Genomic DNA, 17092 nt, shown 5'->3' with positions numbered 1-17092 from the left:
CGGTTATCCTTCCTGCTCAATCTTGGTCAGCACCTCGCGCAGCACCGGCGCGTACTCATACTTGCCGGGGCAAACGAAGGTGCACAACGCCAGATCTTCCTCGTCCAGCTCCAGGCAGCCCAGCGCCTGCGCACTGTCGCTGTCGCCCGCCAGCAAATCGCGCAGCAGCAGCGTCGGCAAAATATCCAGCGGCATCACCCGCTCGTAGTTGCCGATCGGCACCATGGCGCGTTCGCCGCCGTTAGTGGTGGTCGAGAAGGCGAACAGTTTGTTTTTCAGGAAGTGGCCCAGCGTGGTTCGGGTAATAGAGAACTTGTTCGGCGACGGCACGATCCAGCCGAACAGCTCTTTGTCGCGCCCTTCTTCCAGCACCGACACCTGCGAGTGGAAACGGCCGAGCCAGGCGTTCGGCCCGGCGGCGTGCATGCCGTTCAGCACCGAACCGGAGATCACCCGGTTCTCGCCGTCTTTCAGGCGGCCGGCGGTCAGCTCCTCGAGGCTGGCCCCCAGGCGGGTGCGCAGCAGCGCCGGCTGCGCCACCTGCGGCCCGGCCAGCGCCACGACCCGGCGGGTATCGAGCTTACCGGTGGTGAACAGCGTGCCGATGGCGATGACGTCCTGGTAGCCGATGTGCCAAACGATTTTCTTCAGGCTAACCGGTTCAAGGAAGTGAATGTGGGTGCCCACCAGCCCGGCGGGATGCGGGCCGGCAAATTCGCTGTAGGCGATCTGCGGGCCGCTCTGCTGGCCAACGGAGGCGCCGGCGGCGTGACATACGTGCACCTTGCCCGCCGTCAGGCGTGCCAAGACCACCAGCCCGGCGTTGAACGCCGCCTGCTGCTCGGCGATGATCACCTGCGGATCGGCGGCCAACGGTTGGGTATCCATCGCGGTGACGAAAATGGCGCGCGGTTCGCTGCCGGGGCTTGGCGTTTTACTGAACGGGCGGGTGCGCAGTGCGGTCCACAGGCCACTGGCGATCAGTTCGCTCTCGACCTGTTCGCGTGGCAACTGGGCCAATTCCCCCTGCGGGTAGTGCGCAAACTCGAGCTGATCGTCGCCGCCGTTTTCCAGCGCAATCACCACCGATTGCAATACGCGCCGCTCGCCGCGGTTAATCGCGACGATGCGGCCGCTGGCGGGAGCCGTGAAGAAAACCCCGGGGTTTTTCTTATCTTCGAACAACGCCTGGCCTTTCTTAACGGTATCGCCTTCCTGCACCAGCATGGAGGGGCGCATTCCGACATACTCTTCCCCAAGCAGGGCGACATGCTGAATGTTCGGGCCATCTTGGATCGCCTGAACCGGGGCTCCGGCTATCGGCAGATCTAACCCTTTTCTGATCTTAATCATAGGATTTATACGATGTAGTTGGGTTTACACGTCTGCCCGGCCCCAGAGGCGGGTGCTGACGATGCCAGGATTGCCGGGCAGTGCGCACAACGGCACGCCCAACATGAACTTTCTCGCAGTGAAAAACTGGGGTAACGCGCATTCCCTTGAGTCCCCCTTTCCGTTGTTTGCGCGACAGTCGATGTGTTAACGGCATGTAGCCAAATAACCATCAAAACGGCCGGGTTATATGCAATAACTCTTGCCGCTTCAATCGCCACAGCGCGTTAAATTGAAGAGAGAATATTAACATTGTTCGCAACATTGTTCTGCGTTACGTCGTGACTTGGGTCAAGCAAACGCAATTAAATTTCGCCTGTTTTTCACTACTTATCGTTAAAATCTGCCGGTCATTTCACTTTTATCGAGCTTTGTCGTTTTTTTATACATATCACGTATTGCTAAAAATAAACGCGCTGGTAATCTGGCGGTGTTTTGCAGCAGTAAAAACAATAATCAGTGGCATGTTGGCCAACCTCAATTGCGCCGGCAGATAAATATAAGCAGGAATAATAATGAGCAAAATCGCGCTGTTGTTTGCGATGCTTGTTTCTATGCCGATGATCACGGCCTGCAGCGCCAGCGAGCAGGTACCCGAAGCACCGGTAGTTAAACAGCAATTATTGGGTTCGCCGGTCTATATTCAGATCTTCAAAGAGGAACGCAAGCTGGAATTGTATGCCAAAATGGGCAATGAATTCCGCCTGGTCAACACGTTCCCGATCTGTAATTTCTCCGGCGGGCTGGGTCCTAAACGTCGTGAAGGCGACTTTAAAAGTCCGGAAGGCTTTTATAGCGTTGACGCACGCCATCTGAAACCCGACAGCAAGTATTATCGGGCGATCAATATCGGTTTCCCTAACGATTACGATAAATCGCAGGGCTATTCCGGCGCTTATCTGATGATCCACGGCGAATGTAAATCGATCGGCTGTTACGCGATGACCAACACCTATATGGATGAGATCTATCGCTACGTCGAAGCCGCCTTTGCCTATGGCCAAAGCCGCGTCGATATCAGCATTTATCCGTTCCGCATGACCGAGCAAAACCTCAAGCGCCATGCGTCATCCAGCTATATCGCCTTCTGGCGCCAGCTGAAGCCGGGTTACGATTACTTCGCGAAGAACCACCAGCCGCCGATGATGACCGTAGACAACGGCCAGTATGTGCTGGGTCAACCGTTGATGAGCAGCGGCCAGATGACGCAGTACGCGTCAGCCAGCCCGACGCCCAACACCAATCCCTTCGCTCAGAACAAGCCGCTCACCGAAGTGAAATAACGCGAACTCGCCTGGCTCAATCTTGTGCCAGGTTTCGTTGGCGGTCAGCGGTTGGGTGGCGATCACCGTGACCACATCGTTCGGTGTGGTCTGCTGCTGAAAATCGATCTCCACATCCTGATCCAGTAACGTCGCCTTACCGAACGGCGCGCGGCGCGTGATCCAATACAGGTTGGTGGAGCAATAGGCCATCACGAAGCGCCCGTCCGACAACAGCATGTTGAACACCCCTTTCTTGCGCAGCTGGCTCGCCAACAGGCCGATATAGCGGAAGACCGCCGGCCATTGGCTCGGGGTGCGCGGGTATTTCAGCGCCAGCTGATGCAGCAGCCAGCAGAACGCGTATTCGCTGTCGGTCTGGCCGACCGGGCGGAACGTGCCGGTATCCAGCTGACGATAGCCTTTTAATTGGCCGTTGTGCGCGTAGGTCCAGTTGCGGCCCCACAGTTCACGGGTGAACGGATGGGTGTTTTCCAGCGCCACTTCGCCGCGGTTGGCCTGGCGAATATGGGACACCACCGCGCAGGACTTGATCGGATAGTCCTGCACCAGGCGGGCGATCGGCGAGTTGAAGCTCGGCTGCGGATCCTTGAATGTGCGGCAGCCGTTCCCTTCATAGAAGGTAATGCCCCAGCCATCCTTATGCGGCCCGGTGCGGCCGCCGCGCTGTACCAGGCCGGTAAAGCTGAAGCAGATATCGGTCGGTACGTTTGCGCTCATCCCGAGCAGTTCACACATCGCCAGCACTCCTTAACCACACTGACACAGGCTGTGCGGACGCACCATGCGGCGTCCGCCGTCTTATTCATGGGGAGCCGCAGCTCCCCGAAGGCTATCAAGCCTTAACCATCTCTTTTTCGATCAGCTGAATCAAGATGTGAATCGCTTTGATGTGGATTTCCTGAATGCGGTCGGCGTAGCCGAAGTGCGGCACGCGAATTTCCACATCGGCGGAACCCGCCATCTTGCCGCCGTCCTTGCCGGTCAGGGTGATCACTTTCATCCCCTTGGCACGCGCCGCGTCGATGGCCTTGATGATGTTGCCGGAGTTGCCGGAAGTAGAAATGCCCAGCAGCACGTCGCCTTCGCGACCCACCGCTTCCACATAGCGCGAGAACACATACTCATAACCGAAGTCGTTGCTGACGCAGGACAGGTGGCTCACGTCCGAGATGGCAATTGCCGGGTAGCCCGGGCGGTTTTCACGGTAGCGGCCGGTCAGCTCTTCGGCGAAGTGCATCGCGTCGCAATGGGAACCGCCGTTGCCGCAGGAAATCACTTTACCGCCGGCTTTGAAGGAATCCGCCAGCAGCACCGCCGCACGTTGGATGGCGTCGATGTTGGCGTCGTCATTGATAAATTTCGCCAGGGTATCAGCTGCTTCGTTCAGTTCACTGCGAATAAGGTCGTGGTACATGAGGAACCTCTTGTTATCGTCAAATCTTCCGCTTCGCAGTGTACCGGATCGCGGAAACAGCGAGAAGCATTCTCAGCCAAACAGCGCGCCAGTTAAGGAAGCGGAGAGGTTTTTGATGATTGGTGCTGTCAGTTTGTGACCTGAGTTGTAATTAAACTGTAAACGCATTGATAAAAATTCTGCCTTGTACTAAAACCTATTACATACACACAACAGGTCAGACCTCTTACTACTTCGGAGCTTCTTATGATGGTTCTTAGTATCGTCGTTTTCCTGGCTCTCCTCGGCGTGGTGTTCTACCACCGAGTGAACCTTACCCTCAGCAGCCTGATCCTGGTGGCGTACACTGCCGCCATGGGTGCTATCGGCCTGTGGAGCTTCTGGCTGTTGCTGCCGCTGGCGATCGTGCTGCTGCCGCTGAACCTTTCCTCTGTACGCCGTTCCCTGCTCTCCGCGCCGGCGCTGCGCGCCTTCCGCAAGGTGATGCCGCCGATGTCCACCACCGAGAAGGAAGCGATCGACGCCGGTACCACCTGGTGGGAAGGCGATCTGTTCCGCGGCGCGCCGGACTGGAACAAGCTGCACAGCTACCCGAAACCGCGCCTGACGGAAGAAGAGCAGGCGTTTATCGACGGCCCGGTGGAAGAAGCCTGCCGCATGGCCAACGACTTCCAGATCACCCACGAACTGGCCGATCTGCCGCCTGAACTCTGGGCGTACCTGAAAGAACACCGTTTCTTCGCGATGATCATCAAGAAAGAGTACGGCGGTCTGGAATTCTCACCTTACGCTCAGGCGATGGTGCTGCAAAAACTGGCCGGCGTTTCCGGCATCCTGGCGATCACCGTCGGCGTGCCAAACTCCCTCGGCCCGGGCGAACTGCTGCAGCACTACGGTACCGAAGAACAGAAAAACCACTATCTGCCGGGCCTGGCGCGCGGCGACGAAATTCCTTGCTTCGCGCTGACCAGCCCGGAAGCGGGTTCCGATGCCGGCGCGATCCCGGACGTGGGCACCGTGTGCATGGGCGAATGGCAAGGCAAGCAGGTACTGGGCATGCGCCTGACCTGGAACAAGCGCTACATCACGCTGGCGCCGGTCGCTACCGTACTGGGCCTAGCGTTCAAACTGCATGACCCGAATCGCCTGCTGAGCGACAACGAATCCCCGGGCATCACCTGTGCGCTGATCCCAACCAGCACGTCGGGCGTGGAAATCGGCAACCGTCACTTCCCGCTGAACGTGCCGTTCCAGAACGGCCCAACCCGCGGCACCGACGTGTTCGTGCCGATCGATTACATCATCGGCGGCCCGAAAATGGCCGGCCAGGGCTGGCGCATGCTGGTTGAATGCCTGTCGGTCGGTCGCGGCATCACCCTGCCGTCCAACTCTACCGGCAGCCTGAAATCCATCGCCCTGGCGACCGGCGCCTACGCGCACATTCGCCGTCAGTTCAAGATCTCCATCGGCAAGATGGAGGGGATCGAAGAGCCGTTGGCACGCATCGCCGGCAACACCTATGTGATGGACGCCGCCGCTTCGCTGATCACCTACGCGCTGGTGCAGGGCGAGAAACCGGCCGTGCTGTCGGCCATCGTCAAATACCACTGTACACACCGCGGCCAGCAGTCGATCGTTGACGCCATGGACATCGCCGGCGGTAAAGGCATCATGCTGGGCGAATCCAACTTCCTGGCTCGAGCCTATCAGGGCGCACCGATCGCCATCACGGTGGAAGGCGCGAACATCCTGACCCGCACCATGATGATCTTCGGCCAGGGCGCAATCCGCTGCCATCCTTATGTGCTGGATGAAATGGCAGCGGCACAGAACAACGATCTGAACGCCTTCGATAAATCGCTGTTCGGCCACTTGGGCCACGTCGGCAGCAACAAGGTACGCAGCTTCTGGCTGGGCCTGACCAACGGCCGCACCAGCGCCACGCCGACCAAGGACGCGACCCGTCGTTACTATCAGCAGCTGAACCGCCTGAGCGCCAACCTGGCGCTGCTGTCGGACGTTTCCATGGGCGTGCTGGGCGGCAGCCTGAAGCGCCGTGAGCGCATCTCCGCTCGCCTGGGGGATATCCTCAGCCAGATGTATTTGGCTTCCGCCGTGCTGAAACGCTTTGACGACGAAGGCCGTCAGAAAGAAGATCTGCCGCTGGTGCATTGGGGCGTGCAAGACAGCCTGCATAAAGCCGAACAGGCGCTGGATGACCTGCTGCGCAACTTCCCGAACCGCTTTATCGCTGGCGCGATGCGCTTCGTGGTCTTCCCGTTCGGCCGCGTGCATACCGCACCGTCCGATCGCCTGGATCACCAGTTGGCCAAGATCCTGCAGGTGCCTTCCGCCACCCGCAGCCGCCTGGGGCGCGGTCAGTACCTGACGCCGAGCGAACATAACCCAATCGGCCTGCTGGAAGCGGCGCTGGCCGACGTGATGGCCGCCGAGCCGATTCACGAACGTCTGTGCAAGGCAGCCGGCAAAAACCTGCCGTTCACCCGTCTGGATCGTTTGGCGGAACGCGCGCTGGAAGAAGGCAAGATCAGCGCCGACGAAGCGAAGATCCTGGTGAAAGCCGAAGAGAGCCGTCTGCGCTCCATCAACGTGGACGACTTTGCACCGGATGCGCTGGCGGCCGCTAAGCCGGAAAAGCCGGCGGCGCAGTCTAAGCGCCAACAGCAGACCGAAGCGGCTTAACGCCAATTCCCACTCCACGCATCCAAGGGGCGATCATCATCGCCCCTTTTTCTTTTCTTGCACCACAAACTGCGCACCGCGCCGCAGGTTGGCGCAACGGCAGATTTCACGGGAAGGAAGTTCGAGTAGACTGCGCAGCGGGTGCTCTGGATCTTTCTGTCCGGAGCCTTGGCAAAGGAGAGAAAGAGAAAGGCCCCGAGTCGATATTATCAACCCGAGGCCACTCTGATGCCAAGCAACCTCAGGTTAGCCTCTTGCCCGCCGCAAGGCAAGGATAGGGAGGTCAAAAATGCAGCAAAAACGGGTCGTACTTAAACTGGTGATCGTCTGTATGACGCTGATCGCGTTCATCTGGCTAACCCGCGGTTCGCTGTGCGAACTGCGCATCAGGTTGGGAGACTCGGAGGTTGCGGCCACTTTGGCTTACGAATCCGAACGGTAAGGCAACCCAACGGCGGGGTTCGCCCCGCCCGTTGGCTGATAATGTCAGGCAGGATCCACGAGCACCCGCCTTTTCAGCCCTGCTGGCGAATACGCGCCAACAGCGCATCGATATGCTCGATCTGCGGCGCATTGACGATCAGCGTGCGCCCCAATCCCAGGGCGTGACGCTGACAGTCGAGGCGCATGTCGGCGTCGGCGATGCTGTCCAGATCGGCGACGTGCGCCAGGCCGATGGTGCGCCGGATCAGTTCGGTGCCACAGTACCCTACTGCGTCAGCCCAGACCTGCTGCAGGAACTGCTCGGCGTAACCCGGCGTCGCCAGCGCCGCATCGCGGCTTTGCTGATGGCACAGCGCCAGGAAGCGATCGGCGAAAATCAGCCACAGCTCGCGCACATCCTGCAGGCGCTGCTCGCGTCCGGCGGCGGCGTCGCGCGGCCCGAACAGCCCCGGCTGGCCACAATAGTTGAGCAGCAAGTTGCCTAACGCAGTGCCGACATCGAAACCGATCGGGCCGTAGAAACCGAATTCAGCGTCGATCGCTTTCAACCGCCCTTCCGCCACGAAAATTGAACCACTGTGAATATCGCCGTGCAGTAGCGCCTCCGCTTTGCTGAGGAAACGATGTTTCAGGCCGGCGACCGCCAGCTTCAGCGGCGCATCCTCACGCAGCGCCTGCACCTGCGGCAACAGCGCCGCCTCGAACTGATTGCGCTCATGGTCGGTATAGGGGTCGGTAAAGAACAGATCTTCGGTGATCTGGCACAGCTCGGGGTTGGTGAAACGGCTGACTTCCGCCTTCTTCTGCTGCGCCGACTGATAAAAATCGGAGGTGTGAAACAGCGTCTGCGCCAGGTATTCCGCCAGTTGCCCAGCCGCCAGCGGGTGATAGTTCCCCTGCACCAGTTCACTGCGCCAGATGCGATGATCGGAGAGATCTTCCTGCACCATCACCGCCAATTCGGGATCGTGATGCAAGACTTTTACCGTATGCCTTGGGCAGAAACTGCCGTGGACCAGCAGCGTTTCCGCTTCGATGCGCGCCCGATCCAACGTCAGCGGCCAGGATTCGCCCACGCAGCGCACGTAGGGCAGCGCCTGTTTGACGATCACCCGACTCACGCCTTCGCGATCGCGGATCTTGAACACCAGGTTCAGGTTGCCGTCACCGATCTCGTCGGCGCTCACCAGCGCCTGCGGTTCGGCCACCTGCCCGTATTGGCGGGCATATTCAACGGCATCGGCAGCCGTAAACGTACGATAAAGCGACATTCCCCAACCCCTCTGTTCTCTCTCACTGACCCAGCGACTCTGATTATTTAGACGTAAAAGCATTTGGACGTCTATACATCTGGAAGTCATGTTGGCAGAATAGCGTTTCAGATGCAATAACCACGCAACAAGGAATTAACCGCCGATGCAAGCGCTTAACACCACCAGTTTGACCCTGCGAGATAACCGCCTTTGGATCCTCGATCAGCAAGCTCTGCCGCAGGAAAAGCGGTGGCGGGCCTGCGACAGCGTGGAAGAGTTGGTCGGGCACATTCACAGCCTGCGGGTGCGCGGCGCGCCGCTGATCGGGCTGTCCGCCAGCCTGCTGTTGGCGCTGCTGGCGGAACGCGGTCTGCCGCGCGCCGAGCTGGAACAGGCGCTGCACACGCTGCGCGCCGCGCGCCCGACGGCGGTTAACCTGATGAACAATCTGGATCGCATGAAGCTGGCGCTGGCGGAGCCTGACTGGGCGCCGGCAATGGTGAACGAAGCGCTGCGGCTGGTGGAGGAAGATCGCCGGCTGTGCGATCGCATCGCCGATCACGGCGCTGGGCTGGTCAAGCCCGGCAGCCGCCTGCTGACCCACTGCAATACCGGCGGGTTGGCCACCGCCGGCGTCGGCACCGCCATCGGGGTGCTGCTGCGCGCCCACCAGCAGGGCAAAGTGCAACAGGTGTGGGTCGATGAAACCCGGCCGCTGCTGCAGGGCGGTCGTCTGACCGCCTGGGAACTGGGCGAGCTGGGCATTCCCTATCGTCTGATCTGCGATTCGATGGCCGCCAGCCTGATGGCGCAGGGCCAGGTCGATGCGGTGTGGGTCGGCGCGGATCGCATCGCCGCCAACGGCGACGTCGCCAACAAGATTGGCACCTACAGCCTGGCGGTGCTGGCGCACTATCACGGCATCCCGTTCTACGTGGCCGCCCCGCACACCACCCACGATCCGCACTGTCCGGACGGCGCCGCCATCCCGATCGAGCAACGCGCGGCGGCCGAAGTCACCGGCGTTTCAGGCAGCTTCGGCGCCTGCCAGTGGGCGCCGAACGAGGCACCGGTGTACAATCCGGCGTTCGATGTCACGCCGGCGAAGCTTATCAGCGGGTGGGTGTTCGACAGCGGCGTGATCACGCCGCAACAGGTTGAAGCGGGGATTTTCCAGCGGGCGCTGGGGTAACGCCCGCCGGTTGACGATCAGTCCAAACGCGGATAGGCATCGGCGATCGTGTCGCCGGTGAAATGCGCCACCCAGCCTTCCGGGTTGTCAAATACCCGGATCGCGGTAAAGTGCGGCGCCGAGCCCATATCGAACCAGTGACGGGTGTTGGCCGGCACCGAGATCAGATCGTTCTTTTCGCACAGGATCTGGAAGATCTTGCCGTCCAGATGCAGGCAAAACAGCCCCGCCCCTTCAACGAAAAAGCGCACTTCATCCTCGCCGTGCGTGTGTTCGGACAGGAATTTTTCGCGCAGCGCCTGACGCTGCTCGTGGTCCGGCCGCATGCTGATCACGTCCCAACTCTGGTAGCCCTTTTCCGCCACCAGCCGGTCGATCTCATGCTGGTAGGCGGCGATCACTGCCTCCGGCTGCGGGTTGTCGCCCAGCTCGCGATCCGCCTGCCAGCGCTCAAAGCGCACGCCGATTTGCGCCAGCTGGCGCTGGATCTCCTGCGCGTCGCGGCTCTGCCACAGCGGCTGCTGCGGCGCTTTATCGCTGAAAATGGTCAATCCACTCATGAGACGAACTCCCCTAAATCGATACGATCAAAACGGTTAACCTGCGGATGCCGGCTTTGCTCGTCCGCCTCATCGCGGATCAGCTGGCAGGTATGCCAGCCGGCGGCCTGCGCGGCGTCCAGCTCCTGGTGGATGTCGGACAAGAACAGCAGCTCGTCGGGCGCGATGCCGATAGCCTGCGCGATGTTGCGGTACGACGCGGTTTCACGCTTGGCGCCGACGTGCGTATCGAAATAGCCGCTGAACAGCGGCTGCAGATCGCCGGCGTCGCTGTGGCCGAACAGCAGCTTCTGCGCTTCCACCGAACCGGAGGAATAGACGTAAAGCTTCACTCCCTGCCGCTGCCAGGCGGCCAACTGCCCGGCGACTTCCGGGTACAGATGCCCGCGAAAATCCCCTTCGCGGTAACCGCTGCGCCAGATGATGCCCTGCAACGCCTTGAGCGCGGTGGATTTGCGATCTTCATCCATAAAGCGGTACAGGGCGGCGATCAGCGCATCGAGATCTGCCTGCGGCTGGTCAATTTCAGCGCGCAGCGCCGCCAGCGGCGCGGCGACTTCGCTCTCAGCGGCATGGCGGCGCACAAAATCCGCCAGCCGTTCGCGGGCATAAGGAAACAGTACCTGATGCACAAAGCGAATATCGCTGGTGGTGCCTTCAATATCGGTCACGATGGCGCGGATCATTTCGCCTCCAGTAAGCGGCGTTGCAGTTCACACTGGAATAGGAATTCCAGCCCTTCGAGATGGCGGCGGGCTTCCGCCACCTGGCTTCCCCAGCAATACAGACCGTGGCCGCGCACCAGAAAGCCGTATTGCAGCGGCGTGGCCTCGGCATAGGCCGCCACGCGCGCCGCCAACCGGGGGATATCCTGATCGTTATCAAAAATGGGGATCGCCACACTGTCCAGGTGGCTGCGCTGGCCGGCCAGCGACTTCTGCATTTCGTATCCCTGCAGCACCAGCGCATCGCCGCGTTCCACCCGCGACAGTACGGTAGCGTTGACGGAATGGGTATGCAGCACCGCGCCGATGTGCGCAGACAGGCGGTAGAGCAGCGTATGCAGCCCGCTCTCCGCCGACGGCGTGCGGCCGCTCGGCACATGATTGTCGGCGATATCCACCCGCAGAAAATCGGCGGCGCTCAGGCTGCCCTTGTCTTTGCCGGACTCGGTGACCAGGCACTGACGTTCGTCGAGGCGCAGCGACATGTTGCCGCCGGTCGCCGGGCACCAGCCTTTGTCGCCAATCCAGTGGCAGGCCGCCAGCAATGCGGTAAATTGCGGATTATCCGTCATTATTATCATTTCCCGTTCTGTAAGGCGGCCGGCAGATGAAACTTTGCCTGCCGCGTGGCGGGCTAAGCACTTTTTCGCATTTAGCCATCTAAGCGTCTTGATTGCCAAATACTAGCATCGTGTTATATTGACGGCAATATAAGCGCCTGGAGTATTCACCTGCTATGAGCACTTCCGCATTGATTCCCGAAAGTAAACTGCCTGCCCTGGGCACCACCATCTTTACCCAAATGAGCGCGCTAGCGCAGCAGCATCAGGCGATCAACCTGTCTCAGGGCTTCCCTGATTTCGACGGGCCGGACTACCTGAAAGAACGCTTGGCCTGGCACGTCGCCCAGGGCGCCAACCAATATGCGCCGATGACCGGGGTGGCGCCGCTGCGCGAAGCCATCGCCGACAAAACCGCCGAGCTGTATGGCTGGCAGCCGGACGCCGCTGCTGAAGTGACCGTCACCGCCGGCGCCACCGAAGCGCTGTTCGCCGCCATCAGCGCGCTGGTGCGCCCCGGCGATGAGGTGGTCTGCTTCGATCCCAGCTACGATAGCTATGCGCCGGCGGTGACGCTGGCCGGCGGCGTACTCAAACGCCTCGCCCTGCAGCCGCCCGCGTTTGCCGTGGATTGGCAACAGTTCGCCGCCGCGCTGTCGCCGCGCACCCGCCTGGTGATCGTCAACACGCCGCACAACCCGTCCGCCACCGCCTGGCAGGCGGAAGATATGCAGCAGCTGTGGCACGCCATTGCAGAACGCGAAATCTACGTGCTCAGCGACGAAGTCTACGAACACATCTGCTTCGCCAAAGGCGGCCACGCCAGCGTGTTGGCCCACCCGCAGCTGCGCCAACGGGCGATCGCGGTGTCCTCCTTCGGTAAAACCTTCCACATGACCGGCTGGAAAGTGGGTTACTGCGTGGCGCCCGCCGCGCTGAGCGCCGAGGTGCGCAAGGTGCATCAATACCTGACCTTTTCGGTCAACACCCCGGCGCAGCTGGCGCTAGCGGATAGCCTGCGTGCCGAGCCGGAGCACTGGCGGCAGTTGCCGGCGTTCTATCGCGCCAAGCGCGATCGCTTTGTGCAGGCGCTGGCGCGCAGCCGACTGGAAATTTTACCCTGCGCGGGTACATACTTCTTACTGGCGGACTACAGCGCCATCTCCGATCTGGACGATGTGGCGTTCTGCCATTGGTTAACCGAGCACGTGGGCGTGGCGGCCATTCCGCTGTCGGTCTTCTGTGCCGATCCTTTCCCCCATAAATTGATCCGGCTGTGCTTCGCTAAACAGGACGCCACGCTGGATGCAGCTGCGGAGCGGTTATGTCGACTTTAAAAATTACCCTGTTGCAGCAACCTCTGGTCTGGCGCGACGGCCTCGCTAACCTGGCCGCCTTCGACGCGTTGCTGGCGCCGATCGCCGGGCGCGATCTCATCGTTTTGCCGGAAATGTTCACCACCGGTTTTGCCATGGATGCCGGCGAGAGCGCCCTGCCCGAACAGCAGGTGATCGACTGGCTGCGCAGTTGGGCGGTGAAAAGCCACGCGTTAATCGGCGGCAGCGTGGCGCTGAAAACGCCCGAAGGCGCGGTCAACCGCTTCCTGCTGGTAGAGCCGGGCGGCCAGGTGCATGCCTATGATAAACGCCACCTGTTCCGCATGGCCGGCGAACACCTGCATTACCAGGCCGGCAACCGGCGTGAAATCTTCGAGTGGCGCGGCTGGCGCATCCTGCCGCAGATCTGCTACGACCTGCGTTTCCCGGTCTGGGCGCGCTATCAGCAGGATTACGATCTGGCGCTGTACGTCGCCAACTGGCCGGCGCCGCGCAGCCACCATTGGCAAACGCTGCTGACGGCGCGGGCGATTGAGAATCAGGTGTATGTGGCGGGCTGCAACCGGGTGGGCGAAGATCCTAACGGACTGAGCTACAGCGGAGACAGCTTAATCATCAGCCCTCAGGGCGAGATCCTGGCGGATGCGGAACCCGGCGCGGCCACGCGCCTGGACGCCGAGCTGTCGCTGGAAACCCTGCAGAGCTACCGCAGCGCCTTCCCGGCCTGGCGCGATGCCGACAGCTTTCTGCGTCTCGACTGATTAAACACGCTCCCAGCCGGCGATTAGCGCGTCGATCTTCGGCAGAGAGATAAAGACTCCGCGCCGATGCCGGAAAAGGACGGCTCGTTCAGCACCAATAGGCCATGAAGTTGACGGTGGAGCGATCCAGATCGCGTTCGCCAATCAGGTAACGCCGCAGCGTTTTCACCGCAGAAGATTCGGCCGCCACCCAGGCATAAAAAGCGTTGCTGCCGGCCGCCCGCTCCCACAGCACCTCATCGCTCAGGCTGCTTTCCGCCAGTGACTGCGCCTGTGCGCACGCCGATGCGGGGATATCCACCCGCTGGCGCACCGCTTCCACCAGCAGCGTACCGTGTGCCAGCTGGCGGCCGACGTCACGCGGCAGCCAGTAGACCTCGGCGAACGGGAAATGCGCCAAATCCAGGCAATCCCCCGCCACCGGCACCTCAAAAAACGCCTGCACCCGCGGCGGATTGGCCTGCTGCGCCAGCTGTTCCAGAATCGCCATCGCCGCCGGCACCGCCGTCTCATCGGCGATCAGCAACGCCTGTTGCAACTGCGCCGGCGGCGCCCATTCGTAACCGCCGCTGTCGCCGTCGAAGTCACCGTTGGGGGCGACCGTTTGAATCGTGTCTCCGGGTTCGGCATGGGTCGCCCAGGCGGAAGCCGGGCCGTTCACGCCATGCAACACGAACTCGACGTCCATCTGATTCTGCTCGCGGCGCAGCGCACGCAACGTATAGGTGCGCATCACCGGACGCTGTTCTTTGGGGATCGCCATGTAATCGCCGTACCAGTCAGAGCTGTTGACCAACTGCGGGATCTTGCCGTCCGCCGCCGGGAACAACAGTTTGATGCGCTGGTCCGGCGCTTCGAGCTTCATCCGATGAATATCCGCACCTTCAAACACGCAGCGCACCAGCGAAGATGAAATCAGCGTTTTGCTTTTCAAGGTGATATCAAAAATTCTGTAGCTGGCGGACATGTTCTCGATTCTCCGGCAACGGCTGTCGCTTGTGCGTATGGCCGATCGGCTGCCGTGTTGACGGCGTGGGGTGCTCGATCGCGCAGCGGGCAAAATGTTAATAAAACTAATTAATTACGTTAATGTATCGCAAAAAATCATATCACGATTTTATTGATAACAAGAAACGTTATTGATAAAAGAAGCATTCTCAAAAAAACACAATAACAATATCACCAGGAAATAACGATGAAACGCAAACACCTTTGGGTATTGAACCCTTGTCTGCTGGCAATGCTTGCGCCGGCGGCTTGGGCTGAAGATCAGAAAGCCGGCACCGAAGAGCAGATGGTGGTCTCCGCCAGCCGTTCGCACCGCAGCACGGCGGAAATGGCACAGACCACTTGGATTATTGAAAGCCAGGAGATCGAACAGCAGGTTCAGGGCGGTAAAGAGATCAAGGACATGTTGGCGCAGTTGATCCCCGGCATGGACGTCAGCGGTCAGGGCCGTACCAACTATGGCATGAATATGCGCGGCCGCTCGATGATGGTGATGATTGACGGCGTACGCCTGAATTCATCGCGCAGCGACAGCCGCCAGTTGGATTCGATCGATCCATTCAATATCGATCATATCGAGGTGATTTCCGGCGCGACCTCTCTGTACGGCGGCGGCAGCACCGGCGGCCTGATCAATATCGTCACCAAAAAAGGGCAACAGGAACAGCAGGTCGAGTTGCAGGTCGGCGGTAAAACCGGCTTTGGCGGCCATAACGATCACGACGAGAACGTGGCGGCGGCGGTCAGCGGCGGCAACGACAACGCCTCTGGGCGCCTGTCCGTTTCTTACCAGCGCTATGGCGGCTGGTATGACGGCAAAGGCAATGAGGTACTGATCGACAATACCCAAACCGGCCTGCAGTATTCCGATCGCCTCGACGTCATGGGCACCGGCACCCTCAACATCGACGATCATCAACAGCTGCAGCTGACCACCCAATACTACAAAAGCCAATCCGACGGCGATCACGGCCTGTTCCTGGGAGAGAACTTTGCGGCGGTGACGGGCAACGCCAAGGCATATAACAGCGGTAACTTAAATTCCGACCGCATCCCCGGTACCGAACGCCACCTGATCAACCTGCAGTATTCCAACACTGATTTCCTCGGCCAGGATTTGGTGGCGCAGGTCTACTACCGCGACGAAACGTTGACCTTCTACCCGTTCCCGACGCTGGCGGGCAAAGCGCCGAACTATTACGTCAACAGCATTGGTGCTTCACAGCAAAAAACCGATTTCTACGGCGGCAAGCTGACGTTAAACAGCAAACCTGTCGACGCACTGACGCTGACTTACGGCATTGACGCCGAGCATGAAAGCTTCAACGCCAATCAGCAGTTCTTTAACCTGGCGAAGGCTCAGCAGTCCGGCGGCATGATGCTGGAGAACGCTTACAGCACCGGCCGCTACCCGAGCTATACCACCAGCAACCTGGCGTCGTTCCTGCAGGCCAGTTACGACATTAATCCCATTTTCACCCTGAGCGGCGGCGTGCGTTACCAGTACACCGAAAACAAGATCGACGACTTCGTCGGTTATAACCAGCAGCAGGCGATCGCCACCGGCGCCGCGACATCCGCCGACGCTATACCGGGCGGGAAAACCGACTACAACAACGCGCTGTTCAACGCCGGCCTGTTGGCACATCTGACCGAGCGCCAGCAAACCTGGTTCAACTTCTCTCAGGGCTTCGAGATCCCGGATCCGGGCAAATATTACGGTAACGGCACCTACGCGTTGAACGGCGGCCATTACCAGTTGTTGAAGAGCGTCAACGTCGGCGATTCCAAGCTGGAAGGCATCAAGGTCAATGCCTACGAGCTGGGCTGGCGCTATACCGGCGATAACCTGCGCACGCAAATCGCCGCTTACTACTCGCTGTCCGACAAGAGCATCGCTATCAACAAAACCGACATGACCATTAACGTCAATGCGGACAAGCGGCGCATCTATGGGCTGGAAGGCGCGGTGGACTACTTCTTTGAAGACAGCGACTGGAGCGCCGGCACCAACTTCAACGTTATCCGTTCCGAAACCAAGGTCAACGGCGAATGGAAGAAGCTGGTGGTCGATACCGCCAGCCCATCGAAAGTCACCGCTTACGTCGGCTGGGCGCCGGGCGACTGGAATCTGCGCTTGCAGTCGCAGCAAACCTTCGATGTGTCGGACGACGGCGATTACACCAAGGCCAACTCCACCCAAGGCCGCAAAATCGATGGCTACAACACCCTCGATTTTCTCGGCAGCTATACCCTGCCGGTAGGGAAAATCAGCTTCAGCGTGGAAAACCTGCTGGACAAGGAATACACCACCGTTTGGGGCCAACGCGCGCCGATCCTGTACAGCCCGACCTACGGCTCGCCTGAGCTGTACAGCTATAAGGGCCGCGGACGCACCTTCGGTTTGAACTACTCGGTGTTGTTCTGAGGAATAAGGGGCCGGTCTGCCGGCCCCGT

At 60.2% G+C, this 17092-nt stretch carries 15 protein-coding genes; 7 read left to right on the top strand and 8 right to left on the bottom strand.

Translation table 11 applies throughout. The features are described 5' to 3' along the window. Positions 1–3: 3 nt before the first annotated feature. Positions 4–1353, bottom strand: a complete 1350-nt coding sequence (locus GUC32_RS04170; protein WP_049208695.1) for a Na(+)-translocating NADH-quinone reductase subunit A — start codon at positions 1351–1353, stop codon at positions 4–6. A 554-nt stretch (positions 1354–1907) separates the two neighbouring features. Between GUC32_RS04170 and dpaA the strand changes: the two genes are divergently transcribed. Next, positions 1908–2675, top strand: coding sequence for a peptidoglycan meso-diaminopimelic acid protein amidase (gene dpaA / locus GUC32_RS04165; RefSeq protein WP_025301666.1), 768 nt, complete (start codon positions 1908–1910; stop codon positions 2673–2675). On the opposite strand, the gene GUC32_RS04160 is transcribed toward dpaA, so the two are convergent. Both GUC32_RS04160 and lpcA read right to left on the bottom strand, forming a co-directional pair. Further along, positions 2610–3413: a class II glutamine amidotransferase gene (locus GUC32_RS04160; RefSeq protein WP_019454310.1), complete on the bottom strand. Its 804-nt coding sequence runs from the start codon at positions 3411–3413 to the stop codon at positions 2610–2612. The genes dpaA and GUC32_RS04160 overlap by 66 nt on opposite strands. A gap of 97 nt (positions 3414–3510) precedes the next feature. Beyond that, entirely contained in the window at positions 3511–4092 is a 582-nt protein-coding gene (gene lpcA, locus GUC32_RS04155; RefSeq protein ID WP_004930220.1) for a D-sedoheptulose 7-phosphate isomerase, read from the bottom strand. 246 nt (positions 4093–4338) lie between these two features. Between lpcA and fadE the strand changes: the two genes are divergently transcribed. Then, positions 4339–6795: an acyl-CoA dehydrogenase FadE gene (gene fadE / locus GUC32_RS04150; protein ID WP_369435573.1), complete on the top strand. Its 2457-nt coding sequence runs from the start codon at positions 4339–4341 to the stop codon at positions 6793–6795. 289 nt (positions 6796–7084) lie between these two features. Beyond that, a complete protein-coding gene (locus GUC32_RS04145) occupies positions 7085–7237 on the top strand; it encodes a Hok/Gef family protein (protein WP_004930217.1) in 153 nt (50 codons plus the stop codon). 73 nt (positions 7238–7310) lie between these two features. Here GUC32_RS04145 and mtnK read toward each other — a convergent pair whose 3' ends face one another. After that, the gene (gene mtnK / locus GUC32_RS04140; protein ID WP_025301663.1) at positions 7311–8510 is read right to left on the bottom strand and encodes an S-methyl-5-thioribose kinase; all 1200 of its coding nucleotides are present in this window, start codon (positions 8508–8510) and stop codon (positions 7311–7313) included. Positions 8511–8655: 145 nt separating this feature from the next. Between mtnK and mtnA the strand changes: the two genes are divergently transcribed. Beyond that, positions 8656–9684, top strand: a complete 1029-nt coding sequence (gene mtnA, locus GUC32_RS04135; RefSeq protein WP_025301662.1) for an S-methyl-5-thioribose-1-phosphate isomerase — start codon at positions 8656–8658, stop codon at positions 9682–9684. A gap of 17 nt (positions 9685–9701) precedes the next feature. Here the strand turns inward: mtnA and GUC32_RS04130 are convergent, their stop codons facing one another. The 3 genes from GUC32_RS04130 to GUC32_RS04120 are packed head-to-tail and all read right to left on the bottom strand — an operon-like array spanning position 9702 to position 11541. Further along, the gene (locus GUC32_RS04130) at positions 9702–10244 is read right to left on the bottom strand and encodes an acireductone dioxygenase (protein WP_043135518.1); all 543 of its coding nucleotides are present in this window, start codon (positions 10242–10244) and stop codon (positions 9702–9704) included. Beyond that, positions 10241–10930 (bottom strand): acireductone synthase, encoded by a 690-nt coding sequence (mtnC, locus tag GUC32_RS04125; RefSeq protein WP_043135516.1) that lies wholly within the window; start codon positions 10928–10930, stop codon positions 10241–10243. Before mtnC ends, GUC32_RS04130 begins: the two co-directional genes overlap by 4 nt. After that, positions 10927–11541 (bottom strand): methylthioribulose 1-phosphate dehydratase, encoded by a 615-nt coding sequence (locus GUC32_RS04120; protein ID WP_043135512.1) that lies wholly within the window; start codon positions 11539–11541, stop codon positions 10927–10929. Before GUC32_RS04120 ends, mtnC begins: the two co-directional genes overlap by 4 nt. Positions 11542–11705: 164 nt before the next feature. On the opposite strand from GUC32_RS04120, the gene GUC32_RS04115 reads away from it, so the two are divergent. Continuing rightward, positions 11706–12866, top strand: coding sequence for a pyridoxal phosphate-dependent aminotransferase (locus GUC32_RS04115; RefSeq protein WP_043135510.1), 1161 nt, complete (start codon positions 11706–11708; stop codon positions 12864–12866). After that, the gene (locus GUC32_RS04110) at positions 12854–13627 is read left to right on the top strand and encodes an amidohydrolase (protein WP_043135508.1); all 774 of its coding nucleotides are present in this window, start codon (positions 12854–12856) and stop codon (positions 13625–13627) included. Before GUC32_RS04115 ends, GUC32_RS04110 begins: the two co-directional genes overlap by 13 nt. A gap of 88 nt (positions 13628–13715) precedes the next feature. Here GUC32_RS04110 and GUC32_RS04105 read toward each other — a convergent pair whose 3' ends face one another. After that, a complete protein-coding gene (locus GUC32_RS04105; RefSeq protein WP_043135506.1) occupies positions 13716–14594 on the bottom strand; it encodes a siderophore-interacting protein in 879 nt (292 codons plus the stop codon). A 228-nt stretch (positions 14595–14822) separates the two neighbouring features. On the opposite strand from GUC32_RS04105, the gene GUC32_RS04100 reads away from it, so the two are divergent. Beyond that, positions 14823–17063 (top strand): TonB-dependent siderophore receptor, encoded by a 2241-nt coding sequence (locus GUC32_RS04100; protein ID WP_060447683.1) that lies wholly within the window; start codon positions 14823–14825, stop codon positions 17061–17063. Positions 17064–17092 lie beyond the last annotated feature (29 nt).

The sequence above is a fragment of the Serratia sp. NGAS9 genome (genome assembly GCF_009905295.1).
Lineage (GTDB): Bacteria > Pseudomonadota > Gammaproteobacteria > Enterobacterales > Enterobacteriaceae > Serratia > Serratia bockelmannii.
The sequence above is the reverse complement of the archived record's forward strand: the minus strand, read 5'-3'. Positions and strand labels throughout refer to the sequence as shown.

Coding starts and splice junctions, on each gene's coding strand:
- GUC32_RS04170 (WP_049208695.1), bottom strand. CDS start 1,353: ATGATTAAGATCAGAAAAGGGTTAGATCTGCCGATAGCCGGAGCCCCG.
- dpaA (WP_025301666.1), top strand. CDS start 1,908: ATGAGCAAAATCGCGCTGTTGTTTGCGATGCTTGTTTCTATGCCGATG.
- GUC32_RS04160 (WP_019454310.1), bottom strand. CDS start 3,413: ATGTGTGAACTGCTCGGGATGAGCGCAAACGTACCGACCGATATCTGC.
- lpcA (WP_004930220.1), bottom strand. CDS start 4,092: ATGTACCACGACCTTATTCGCAGTGAACTGAACGAAGCAGCTGATACC.
- fadE (WP_369435573.1), top strand. CDS start 4,339: ATGATGGTTCTTAGTATCGTCGTTTTCCTGGCTCTCCTCGGCGTGGTG.
- GUC32_RS04145 (WP_004930217.1), top strand. CDS start 7,085: ATGCAGCAAAAACGGGTCGTACTTAAACTGGTGATCGTCTGTATGACG.
- mtnK (WP_025301663.1), bottom strand. CDS start 8,510: ATGTCGCTTTATCGTACGTTTACGGCTGCCGATGCCGTTGAATATGCC.
- mtnA (WP_025301662.1), top strand. CDS start 8,656: ATGCAAGCGCTTAACACCACCAGTTTGACCCTGCGAGATAACCGCCTT.
- GUC32_RS04130 (WP_043135518.1), bottom strand. CDS start 10,244: ATGAGTGGATTGACCATTTTCAGCGATAAAGCGCCGCAGCAGCCGCTG.
- mtnC (WP_043135516.1), bottom strand. CDS start 10,930: ATGATCCGCGCCATCGTGACCGATATTGAAGGCACCACCAGCGATATT.
- GUC32_RS04120 (WP_043135512.1), bottom strand. CDS start 11,541: ATGACGGATAATCCGCAATTTACCGCATTGCTGGCGGCCTGCCACTGG.
- GUC32_RS04115 (WP_043135510.1), top strand. CDS start 11,706: ATGAGCACTTCCGCATTGATTCCCGAAAGTAAACTGCCTGCCCTGGGC.
- GUC32_RS04110 (WP_043135508.1), top strand. CDS start 12,854: ATGTCGACTTTAAAAATTACCCTGTTGCAGCAACCTCTGGTCTGGCGC.
- GUC32_RS04105 (WP_043135506.1), bottom strand. CDS start 14,594: ATGTCCGCCAGCTACAGAATTTTTGATATCACCTTGAAAAGCAAAACG.
- GUC32_RS04100 (WP_060447683.1), top strand. CDS start 14,823: ATGAAACGCAAACACCTTTGGGTATTGAACCCTTGTCTGCTGGCAATG.